Origin of the sequence: Amycolatopsis sp. NPDC051071, from assembly GCF_040682875.1 — a bacterium.
In the GTDB taxonomy this organism is placed as follows: Bacteria; Actinomycetota; Actinomycetes; order Mycobacteriales; family Pseudonocardiaceae; genus Amycolatopsis.
This window is the reverse complement of sequence record NZ_JBFBBY010000227.1, coordinates 1-9,940: the sequence shown is the minus strand read 5'-3', so window position 1 is coordinate 9,940 and position 9,940 is coordinate 1. Positions and strand designations below refer to the sequence as shown.

9 protein-coding genes are annotated in these 9,940 nt (G+C 69.2%); 3 read left to right on the top strand and 6 right to left on the bottom strand.

Going from position 1 to position 9,940, the window contains the following annotated elements; translation table 11 throughout:
• Nucleotides 1-125: 125 nt before the first annotated feature.
• Nucleotides 126-806 carry a GntR family transcriptional regulator gene (locus tag AB0M65_RS37900; protein ID WP_364039385.1) on the bottom strand — a complete coding sequence of 227 codons (681 nt, stop codon included), beginning with the start codon at nt 804-806 and terminating at the stop codon, nt 126-128.
• A complete protein-coding gene (locus AB0M65_RS37895) occupies nt 803-2,236 on the bottom strand; it encodes an aldehyde dehydrogenase family protein (protein ID WP_364039382.1) in 1,434 nt (477 codons plus the stop codon). Before AB0M65_RS37895 ends, AB0M65_RS37900 begins: the two co-directional genes overlap by 4 nt.
• A gap of 138 nt (nt 2,237-2,374) precedes the next feature.
• Here AB0M65_RS37895 and AB0M65_RS37890 point away from each other — a divergent pair, with 138 nt between their 5' ends.
• Entirely contained in the window at nt 2,375-3,820 is a 1,446-nt protein-coding gene (locus AB0M65_RS37890; RefSeq protein WP_364039379.1) for an FAD-dependent oxidoreductase, read from the top strand.
• Here the strand turns inward: AB0M65_RS37890 and AB0M65_RS37885 are convergent.
• The 3 genes from AB0M65_RS37885 to AB0M65_RS37875 are packed head-to-tail and all read right to left on the bottom strand — an operon-like array spanning nt 3,804 to nt 6,798.
• Nucleotides 3,804-4,730 (bottom strand): alpha/beta hydrolase fold domain-containing protein, encoded by a 927-nt coding sequence (locus AB0M65_RS37885; RefSeq protein WP_364039376.1) that lies wholly within the window; start codon nt 4,728-4,730, stop codon nt 3,804-3,806. The two genes, AB0M65_RS37890 and AB0M65_RS37885, sit on opposite strands and share 17 nt — an antisense overlap.
• Nucleotides 4,727-5,686, bottom strand: coding sequence for an aldo/keto reductase (locus tag AB0M65_RS37880; RefSeq protein ID WP_364039373.1), 960 nt, complete (start codon nt 5,684-5,686; stop codon nt 4,727-4,729). The genes AB0M65_RS37885 and AB0M65_RS37880 overlap by 4 nt, the downstream gene beginning before the upstream one ends.
• A gap of 8 nt (nt 5,687-5,694) precedes the next feature.
• Nucleotides 5,695-6,798 (bottom strand): zinc-binding dehydrogenase, encoded by a 1,104-nt coding sequence (locus AB0M65_RS37875; protein ID WP_364039370.1) that lies wholly within the window; start codon nt 6,796-6,798, stop codon nt 5,695-5,697.
• Nucleotides 6,799-6,847: 49 nt separating this feature from the next.
• Here AB0M65_RS37875 and AB0M65_RS37870 point away from each other — a divergent pair, with 49 nt between their 5' ends.
• The gene (locus tag AB0M65_RS37870; RefSeq protein WP_364039367.1) at nt 6,848-8,227 is read left to right on the top strand and encodes an amidohydrolase family protein; all 1,380 of its coding nucleotides are present in this window, start codon (nt 6,848-6,850) and stop codon (nt 8,225-8,227) included.
• Here AB0M65_RS37870 and AB0M65_RS37865 read toward each other — a convergent pair.
• Nucleotides 8,144-8,860 carry an SDR family oxidoreductase gene (locus AB0M65_RS37865; protein WP_364039388.1) on the bottom strand — a complete coding sequence of 239 codons (717 nt, stop codon included), beginning with the start codon at nt 8,858-8,860 and terminating at the stop codon, nt 8,144-8,146. The genes AB0M65_RS37870 and AB0M65_RS37865 overlap by 84 nt on opposite strands.
• Before the next feature lie 69 nt (nt 8,861-8,929).
• Here AB0M65_RS37865 and AB0M65_RS37860 point away from each other — a divergent pair, with 69 nt between their 5' ends.
• Nucleotides 8,930-9,871, top strand: coding sequence for an aldo/keto reductase (locus tag AB0M65_RS37860; RefSeq protein WP_364039364.1), 942 nt, complete (start codon nt 8,930-8,932; stop codon nt 9,869-9,871).
• Nucleotides 9,872-9,940 lie beyond the last annotated feature (69 nt).

Sequence of the window (9,940 nt, the reverse complement as noted above, 5' to 3'; positions counted from 1 at the left end):
GATCCAGGTTTCCGCTGGGCGTGCGGCCGGAAGGTCCTCGTACCGGGTTGTACTCGGACCTTTCGGCCGTACGTCCAGCGGGAAGCTGGGCCGTCGAGACCCCGAAGGACTTCCGAAACCGACCACTAAGGGTGCCGTCCCGCTTGGTATGCCAAAAAGGTCTCCAGCGTCGTCAGCCGGTGCTCCCGTACGGCCAGTTCGATCTCCCCGGCCGGCGCGCTCCGGTCGAACAAATCGAGGATCTTTTGGTGCTCCAGCACGGATTCGTGCGCGCGGCCGGGGACGAAGCTGAACGTCGACGTGCGCAGCCCGGCCAGCCGGTTCCACCCCCGGTTGACCAGGTCGAGCACCTGGGGATTGGGACACGTCCCGAACAGCACGCGGTGGAAGTCGCGGTTCAGCGCGGTGAACCGCGACGGCTCGAAGTTGTCGAGGCAGGCGGTCAGTTCCGCGTTGAGGCCCTTGGCCTCGTCGAGGGCCTTGGCGGGTAACGACGGCGCGGCCAGCGCGGCCGCGTAGCCCTCGACCAGCGCGAGCGTCTGCATCGTGTTCTGGTAGTCGCTCTCGTCGGCCATCGCGACCTGCGCGCCGATGTTGTGCTCGTAGGTCACCAGCCCCTCGGCCTCCAGCCGCCGGACCGCCTCGCGTACGGGTACCGTGCTGAACCCGAGTTCCTGCGCGATCTGCCCGAACACGAGGCGGTAGCCGGGGGAGAAGGTGCCGTCGCCGATCCTGGCCTTGATCCACTGGTAGGCGATCTGCGACTTGCTCATCGCGGTCGAGTTCACCGCGTCGCCTGCGGTCACGAGTAGTGCAGCCAGACGGACTTGATCTCGGTGTACGCGTCGATCGCCCACGGCCCCATCTCGCGCCCCCAGCCCGACGCCTTGTACCCGCCCCATGGCGCGGCCATGTCGGGGATCGGCGGCATGTTGACGAAGACCGCGCCCGCCCGGATGCCGTTGGCGAACCGCTGTGCGACGCCGATGTCGCGGGTCCACACGGTGGCCGCGAGCCCGTACTCGGTGTCGTTCGCCCGTGCCAGCAGCTCGTCCTGGTCGTCGTAGGCGGTCACGGCGAGGACCGGGCCGAAGATCTCCTCACGCATGATCGTCATGTCATCGGCGACACCGGCGAACAGGGTCGGCGTGTAGAAGTAGCCGTCCCGGTCGAGGGCCTCGCCGCCGGTGACCAGTTCGGCGCCCTGCTCACGGCCGGTCGAGACGAGGAAGTCGACGTGGTCGCGGTGCTTCGCGGACACCAGCGGCCCGAGTTGCGACGACTCGTCGATGCCGGGTCCGAGTTTGAGCCCTTCGAGACCGGCGGCCAGTTTCGCGACGAACTCCTGTTCACGCTTGCGGTCCACGAAGAACCGGGTGTACGCGGCGCAGACCTGTCCGCTGTTGAGCGTGGCGCCCGCGAGGTTGCCCGCGACGGCGGCGTCGATGTCGGCGTCCGAGGCGATGATGCTGGGTGCCTTGCCGCCGAGTTCCAGTGTCAGCCGTTTGAGGTTCGACTCCGCGCTGGCGGCGGTGATCAGCTTCCCGACGGCGGTCGAGCCGGTGTAGGACACGTGGTCGACGTCGTTGTGCGCGCTCAGCATCGCGCCCACCGCGCCGTCGCCGGTGACCAGGTTGACCACGCCCGGCGGGAAGCCGGCCTCGTGCACCAGTTCCACCAGCCGGATGCTCGTCAGCGGGGTGACCTCGCTCGGCTTGATCACCACGGTGTTCCCGGTGGCCAGTGCGGGCGCGAGCTTCCACACCAGGATCATCAGCGGGAAGTTCCACGGCGTGATCAGCGCGTTCACCCCGACCGGTTCGCGCCGCGTGTAGTGCAGCGTGTCCGGGAAGGACACCGGGTTGGTGGTGCCCTGGATCTTGGTCACCCAGCCGGCGAAGTACCGCAGGTGTTCGGCCGAGCCGGTGACGCTGACCTGGCGGGAGATGCCGATCGGCTGCCCCTGGTCACGGGTTTCGAGCGCGGCGAGTTCCTCGTGGTGCTTCTCGACGAGGTCGGCCAGTTTGAACAGCAGCGCGGCCCGCTGGACAGCCAGCAGCCCGGCCCAGGCCGGGTCGCTCAGTGCCGCTCGGGCGGCCCCGACGGCGGCGTCGACGTCGGCCGCGGACGCGGTGCCGACTTCCTCGATCACCTGGCCGGTGGCCGGATCGTACGTCGGCAGCGTCCCGCCTCCGGCGGCGGTCCACTGTCCGTCGATGAACAGGCGTGTGGCCATGGCAAGCTCCTCCTCGACCGGTGTGTGATCGAGTATCGGGGCAGGCGCGCACCGTGGTCTTGCCCGCCAGGGCACGCCGATTGTCGGCCAGCGAACCGAATCCGCCGGACGCCCGCCCGCCTTGCGAGGGTGGGAGGCATGGACGTCATCGTGGTGGGAGCGGGTTCGGCCGGTTCGGTGGTCGCCAGGCGGCTGGCGGACGCCGGGGTGTGGGTGACCCTGCTCGAAGCGGGCGGGCCGGACACCAACCCGGCCATCCACGACCCGTCGCGGGCCGGGGAGCTGTGGCACGGCCCGGAGGATTGGGACTACCACACCGTGCCGCAGCCGCATGCGGCGAACCGGCGGCTGCACCTGCCACGCGGCAAGGTGCTCGGCGGGTCGCATTCGCTCAACGCGATGATCTGGGTGCGTGGCGCCCCCGCCGACTACGACGGCTGGGGTCTGCCCGGCTGGCGGTGGGACGACGTGCGCCCGGTGTACGAGCGGATCGAGAAGGATCTGCTCGACATCGTGCCGAACGAGCCATTGCACCCGATCCAGCAGTCCATTGTGGACGCGGCCGTGCAGACCGGACTGCCGTTCAACCCGGACTACAACGGCGACGAACTCGACGGCGTCTCGGTGCAGCGCGTCACCACCCGCGACGGGAAACGGCTCAACACCTGGCTCGCCTACGGGCAGCCCGCCGCCGAGCGGATGACCGTCCACACGGGAGCCTTGGTTCACCGGTTGCTGATCGAGGGCACCAAGGTGACCGGGGTACTCGCGGAGATCGACGGCGAACCGCGCAAGGTCTTCGCCGACGAGGTCGTGCTCGCCGCGGGCGCGCTGGCTTCACCGGCGATCCTGCTCCGCAGCGGCATCGGGCCCGTGGACGAACTCGAGGTGCACGGCATCGACGTCGTCGCGGAACTGCCGGGAGTAGGACAGAACCTGCACGACCACCTGCTGTCGCCGGTCATTTTCGCGACCGACCGCCGTCAGGTCGATCCACCCGCGCCCGGCCGTTCGGTGACGCAGACACATCTGTTCTGGCGCAGCCGTCCCGGCCTGGAAGTACCCGACACCCAGCCAATCCACTTCAGCGTGCCGATGTACGAGCCGTGGATGACCGGGCCGGAAACGGGGTTTTCGCTGATGGCGGGCCTGGTGACGCCGCGCAGCCGGGGCAGTTTGCGGCTTTCGGGGCCAGACCCGCTGGACGAACCACTGATCGATCTCGCCGCGCTGGAAGACCCGGCCGACTTCGAGAGCCTGGTCGCGTCGGTGGAGCAGTGCCGCGAGATCGGCCGTGCGGCCGCGTTGGCGGACGAATGGGGTGCCCGCGAGCTCTATCCGGGGCCCGGGGCCGACGTGCGCGAGTACGTCCGGCGGACCGCCATCACCTACCACCACCAGGTCGGGACCTGCCGGATGGGCACCGACGAGGGGTCCGTCGTCGACCCCGGTCTCGCCGTGCACGGGCTGACCGGGCTCCGGATCGCCGACGCGTCAGTGCTGCCGCGGGTGACCACGGGCAACACCAACGCGCCGGCGGTACTGATCGGCGAGCAGGCCGCACGGTTCATGCTCTCCCGATAGTGCGGCGCAGCCAGGAGGCCCGGGCGGCGAGCGCGGCCCGGGTCACCTCGCTGTCCGGCGCGAACCGGTCGAAACCGTGGTAAGCACCCGCCCAGACATGCAGTTCGGCCGGTACTCCCGCCGCCCAGAGCCGTCGCGCGTAGTCGACGTCCTCGTCACGGAAGATCTCGGCCGCGCCGACCTCGATGAAGGCGGGTGGGAGCCCGGCGAGGTCGGTGGCGGTGGCGGGGACCGCGTACGGCGAGGTCTGTCCATTCAGGAGGGAGCGCCAGCCGAACTCGTTGGCCGCCTGGCTCCACACACCGCGTTCGGCGAACTCCACTGTGGACGCCGAACTGTTGCGGCTGTCGATCATCGGGCACAGCAGCAGCTGCCCTGCCAAGGCCGGACCACCGCGGTCCCGGGCCATCAAGGCGACTCCCGCGCTCAGGCCCCCGCCCGCGCTGCCGCCGCCGACGATCAGCTTCGCCGGATCGAATCCGAGCTCGGCGGCATTGCCGGCCATCCAGGTCAGGCCCGCGTAGCAGTCCTGCAGCGGCGCCGGATGCGGATGCTCGGGAGCGAGCCGGTACTCCACGGTCACCGCGACGAACCCGAATTCCTCGACCAGCGCGACCATCCGGGGCAGGTCGGCGAACCGGTCGTCCAGCACCATCCCGCCGCCGTGGATGTTGTAGAACCCCGGCGCGCCCGCCTTGGTGTGCCGGGGTTTGACGACGGTGACGACCACGTCGGTGCCGGGTACGGCCCGGTCTTCCCAGACGAGATCCCGGTCGCCGATCGCCTCGGCGCAAGTCGGATTCATCTCCTCCAGTGCCTGCCGGACGCCCGCCAGCGACTCGGCGCCCAGCGGAGGTCCGGACGGCAAGCCTTTGAGGGCTTCGGCGAGTTCGGGGTCGAAGGCCGTCACGGTCCCTCCGGGTCGACGCTGTCGCGGTCCGCCCAGAACGGTTCGACCAGTTCGCGCAGTTGCTTCGCGCCGACGCGCTCGACGAGGTCGACAGCGCCGAGGTTGTCCTTGAGCTGCTCGGTGCTGGTGGCGCCGAACAGGGTGGTGGTGTTGGCCGGATGGGTGAGCGTGAAGGCAAGGCACAGCTGCGCCGGCGTCGCGCCGAGGTCGCCCGCGATCTTCGCGAGTTCCGGCGCGGAGGCGGCGATGCGCTCACGGATGTCGCCGGGATCCCGCCCGACCTGACGCGCGCCACTGTTCTTGCCCAGCAGGACACCGCCCTCGAAGATGTCCGATGACTGCAGCGTGACCCCGAGCTCGCCGAACACCTTCTCGAACGGCTCACCGTCTGCAATGGACCGTCGTGAAACGCTGTACTTCAGCTGCGCGATGGCCGGGCCGGGCACGTTCTCCGCCGCGGCGAAATCGTGCAGGGCACGGATGGTGGTGGCGGACCAGTTGTTCACCCCCCACTGCCGGATGAGCCCGGCCTTACGGAGTTCGTCCAGATCCAGCACGAGCTGGTGCAGGTCGGTGTCGTCACGGCGAAGATCGCCCAGTACCACGAGATCGGCGTGCTCGATCCCGGCGCGGAACAACGCGTTGTCCAGCTGGTCGCGCAGAGTGTGCTCCGGGTAGCCCTCCAGCCACAGCTTCGCCGAAAGCAGGTAGTCGTCGCGGTTGAGCCCGGCCGCACGAACCATGGCGGAGAACAGTACGTCGGTGAAGACCGGTGTGCTGCCGGGGAAACCGTAGACACCGACGTCGAACAGCGAGATGCCGGCATCGACAGCGGTGCGCACCAGCGTCACCGCCTCGCGGAAGTCCATCCGGTCGTAGGTGTGCCACGAGCCGAGCGAGAGGACACCGGTGAGCGGGCCGTCGCGGCCGATGCGGCGCTGGGGGATGGCGGTCATGGGGACTCCTAGGGAAGGCGGGGATCGATGACGGCTTTGAGTTCGCCGAGCCGTGACATCGACTCGACGCACTTCGAGGCTTCGGAGAGTCCGACGGGCGCGCTGAACAGTTCGTCCCAGGGCATCCGGCCGGCGAAGGTGCGAAAGAAGTCCACCGAGCGGTGGTAGTCGGCGATGTCGCCGTTGAGCGAGCCGACGACCGTGAGTTCCTTGCCCATCACGGTGCCGAGTGCGACGGGAGCGGGTATGGGGCCGGTGGAACCGACGATCGCGACCGTGCCGCGCTGGGCGGCGAAGGCGACCGCTTCCTCGCCGATGGTGGGGCCGCCCGCGAAGTCGAAGACGTGGTCGGCGCCGCGGCCGCCGGTGAGTTCCTTGACCCGCTCGACGCGGTCCTCGACGGTGCCGTCGACCGGGATCGTCGCTGTCGCACCGAAACGCTCGGCGGTCTTGAGCCGATCGGCGGGACCGCCGATGGTGATCACGTCACCCGCGCCGGAGATCCGCGCGACCGCGGTGGCGAAGACGCCGAGCGCACCCGCGCCCTGTACCACGACCGTCCCACCCGGACGGATACCGCCGGACCGCGAAACCGCTCGCAGCACGGTCTTGCCCGCGCAGCCGGACATCGAGGCCCAGGTGTCCTTGACGTCGTCGGGCAGCAGGAGCTTGGCGGCGCCGGGGGTGACGTAGCAGTACCGGACGAGCCCGCCGGTGGCATAAGGGAACACGTCGGAACGTTGGAGGAAGCCGTAGCCGCGCTTCTCGCAGGCGACCGGTTCGCGCAGGATCGTGCAGCCGTAACACTTTCCGCACGTCGATTCCGACCAGCCGATGCGGTCGCCTTCGGCGATCTCCCGGCCGAGGGTGTCGGTGGTACCCGGTCCGACGGCCACCACCTCGCCGACCATTTCGTGGCCCAGCACCATCGGGAGCATCCCGGGGAAGGTCATCTGGCCCGACCAGATGTGCACGTCGGTGCCGCACAGCGTGGTGCAGGTGATCCGGACCAACGCGGCACCCGGCTCCGGCTCTTCCGGGAGCGGCAACTCCCTCAGTGTGAGCGCGGACCCGTGTTCGGTGAGCACCGCGGCTTCGGTTCTGTTGACCATCTTTTTAGTCTACAGTCGTAGGAGAAAAAGTCCAGATCCTGGAGGAACCATGCCGTCGCAACGTCTTCGTCCCGCTTCACTCGTGGTTCGCGGCGGTCCCGTGCTCACCTTCGATCCGGCGGACACCGTCGTGCGGGCGATGGCGGTGCGTGACGGCCGGATCGTCGCGCTCGGCGATGTCGCCTTCGATCACATCGGCCCGGACACCGAAGTGATCGACCTGGCAGGCAGAGCCGTCCTGCCCGGGATCAACGACGCGCATCTGCACGCGACCTGGCTCGGTGCCCGGTGGCCGGACACGCTCATCGGCGGCGCCGGATTCACCGGTGGCGAGGAGAAAACGGTACGTACCGCGGCCGAACGGCGTGCCGCCATCCTGCGTGCGGGCGATGTGTGCGCGTCACTCGGCATCACGAGCTACACCGAACCCGGGCTGGGCCCGGGGGAGACGGGGTGCTTCGGGCCCGAGGTGCTGGAGGAGTACGCGGCGCTGGCCGCGGACGGGCTCCTGCGCGCGAGGGTGACCGCGTTGCGCTTGTTCGGACTGCTCGACGGGGCCAGTTCGCTGGCGGATTTCGAACGTGGCCTGGCGACGCCGGTCCCGGACGCGGATCCGGCGTGGCTCACCGTGCCCGGCGTGAAGATCTTCGCCGACGGCATCCCGCCGATGCGGTCCGCGTGGACGCATCACTGCTATGCCGACGGATCGCACGGTGCCTTGCTCGTCGATGGTGACGACGATCCGGCGCGCGCGGGCAACCTGGTCGCCATGATCGAACTGGCCCACGCCGCCGGAATGGTGGTCGCGGTGCACGCCACGGGGGATCGCAGTATCGAAGCCGCGCTCGGATCGCTGCGTCGCGGCGACCATCTCGTGCACGGCGACCTGGTGACGGCGGACCAGCTGTCGCGGATGGCTTCGGCGGGTGTCGGTCTGACCACGCAGCCCGCGATCGCGGTGGCGATGCGGGGAATGCTGTCGGAGGCACTCGGTGCCGAGGTCGGCGCTCGCGCGTGGCCGCTTGCGGAGATGCTGGAATCGGGTGTCCCGCTGACCTTGAGCAGTGATGCCCCGGTGGTCACCCCGGACTGGCGGGTCCACCTCGCGGCCGCGGCCCGGATGCTGGAAGCGTCCGATGTGGACAGTGTACTGATGGCAAGGCTGCTTCGCTGTTACACGACCGCGGCCGCCGAGCAGGACGGGGCGGCGGAGTGGAAGGGGTCACTGACCGTCGGCCGCGTCGCCGACTTCTGTGTGCTGGCGGCGAATCCGCTCGAAGTCGCGTTCGCGGACCTACCGGACGCCGGTGTCGAACTCACCGTGTCCGGCGGCCGCGTCGTGTACTCAGGTGAGCAGTTGCCCGCCGTCGACCTGCAGGCTCACCCCGGTGAGATGGCAGGCGCCGGCCGAAGCGAGGAACAGGACTGACGGCACCACGTCGGCGACGGAAGCGATGGTTCCCAGTGGAATCCTCGCTTCCCAAGCCGCGCGGGCAGCGGTGTCCGAGGCGAATCCGGCGGTCATCGGCGTGAGCACCGGCCCTGGCGCGACCGCGTTGACCCGGATGCCGTGCGGTGCCAGTTCGAGCGCCGCCGAGCGGGTGAGTGCTTCGACGGCGGCTTTGGTGGCTTCGTAATGGCCGAGTCCGGGGGTCGGCTGCAGGGCGCCGATGGAGGTGATGTTGACGATGGCGCCACGGGTGCCCGCTTCAAGCATCTGTGCGCCGACCGCGCGGGTCATCAGGAACGTGCCGCGGAAATTCACCCGCACGCACAGGTCGAAGACACCGATGTCCAGCCCCACCAAGGGCCCGCCGCCCCCGGCGAGTCCGGCGTTGTTGATCAGGACGTCGACCGGGCCGAAGCGGCCGGTGACGAGCGCGAGCGCGGCGTCGACCGAGCCAGGGTCGGAGATGTCCAGTTCGACGTGCTCCGCGCCGAGTTCGCCCGCCAGGTCGTGGGCCGCGCCGGCGTCGACGTCGGCGATGACCACGCGGTCGCCCGCGGCCTGGAACGCTTCGGCGACCCCTCGGCCGATGCCACTGGCACCGCCGGTCACCACTACGAGTCTCTTGTTCATTCTACGATCGTAGACTAAAAAGGGTTTCTGTTGCCAGCGAAAGGAAATCCCGTGTACGAGAAGCAGGACGGGCTGGGCTTCGCCACTTCGGTGCTGAGCCTTGGCTCCTGGAACACCTGGGACCGGATGGACTTCGACGACGCGGTGCACTTGATCCGGCACGCGATCGACGCCGGGGTCACGCTTTTCGACGTGGCCCACTACAACATGGGGCCGCATTCCGAACAATCGCGCACAGATCTCCTGTTCGGCGAGGCCGTCCGGGCCGCCGGGATCGCCCGCGACGAGTACCAGCTGTGCGGGAAACTGTGGCTCTGGGACTACCCGAACACCGGCTTCGCCCGGCAACTCGCGACGTCGTTCGCCCGGATCGGCGTCGAACGCGCGGAGGCCGTCGTGGTCGGCGACTATTTCGACCGCCCGGACATCCCGCGGATCGTCACCGAAGTGGCCGAACAGGTCCGCCTCGGCCGCTTCGACGTCTGGGGCGTGAACAACTGGCTCGCCGCGGACCTGGATCGCGCGCTGGAGTTCGCCGAGAAGGAAGGGCTTCCGGCGCCGGGTTTCGCCCAGCTGAAGTACAGCGTGGCGCGGCGGTCCATGGCGGAAGGCCCGTTCTACGGCGCCCATTTCGAGGCCGGACGGCTGACCTTGCAGGCGTCGGACGTCTTCGAAGGCGGGGTGCTGCTCGGCAAGACACCCGAACGCAAGATCGGGGCGGATCCGGGCGGTATCCGCGAGTCGATCAAGGCCGCTGCCGGGGGAGTGGCCACGGTGGCGGCGGAATTCGGGGTGAGCCCTTCGCAACTGGCGATCGCGTTCTGCCTCGCCTACGTGCCGGTGGCGAACGTGCTGTTCGGGGTGAGCCGCCTTCCGCAACTGGAGGACAACTTGGGCGCCGTACGGCTGGCGTCCGAGCACGGTCCCGAGGTGCGGGACGCGCTCGAGGACCTGTGGCTGGATCGCGCCGTCGCCGCCGATGGCACGCTTTGACCGCCCGTCCTCGCCTGTCGGGGGGTGTCATGAGGGGTGGCCCAATGGCGAAATTAATAAAAATGGGGA

Coding starts and splice junctions, on each gene's coding strand:
- AB0M65_RS37895 (WP_364039382.1), bottom strand. CDS start 2,236: ATGGCCACACGCCTGTTCATCGACGGACAGTGGACCGCCGCCGGAGGC.
- AB0M65_RS37890 (WP_364039379.1), top strand. CDS start 2,375: ATGGACGTCATCGTGGTGGGAGCGGGTTCGGCCGGTTCGGTGGTCGCC.
- AB0M65_RS37880 (WP_364039373.1), bottom strand. CDS start 5,686: ATGACCGCCATCCCCCAGCGCCGCATCGGCCGCGACGGCCCGCTCACC.
- AB0M65_RS37875 (WP_364039370.1), bottom strand. CDS start 6,798: ATGGTCAACAGAACCGAAGCCGCGGTGCTCACCGAACACGGGTCCGCG.
- AB0M65_RS37870 (WP_364039367.1), top strand. CDS start 6,848: ATGCCGTCGCAACGTCTTCGTCCCGCTTCACTCGTGGTTCGCGGCGGT.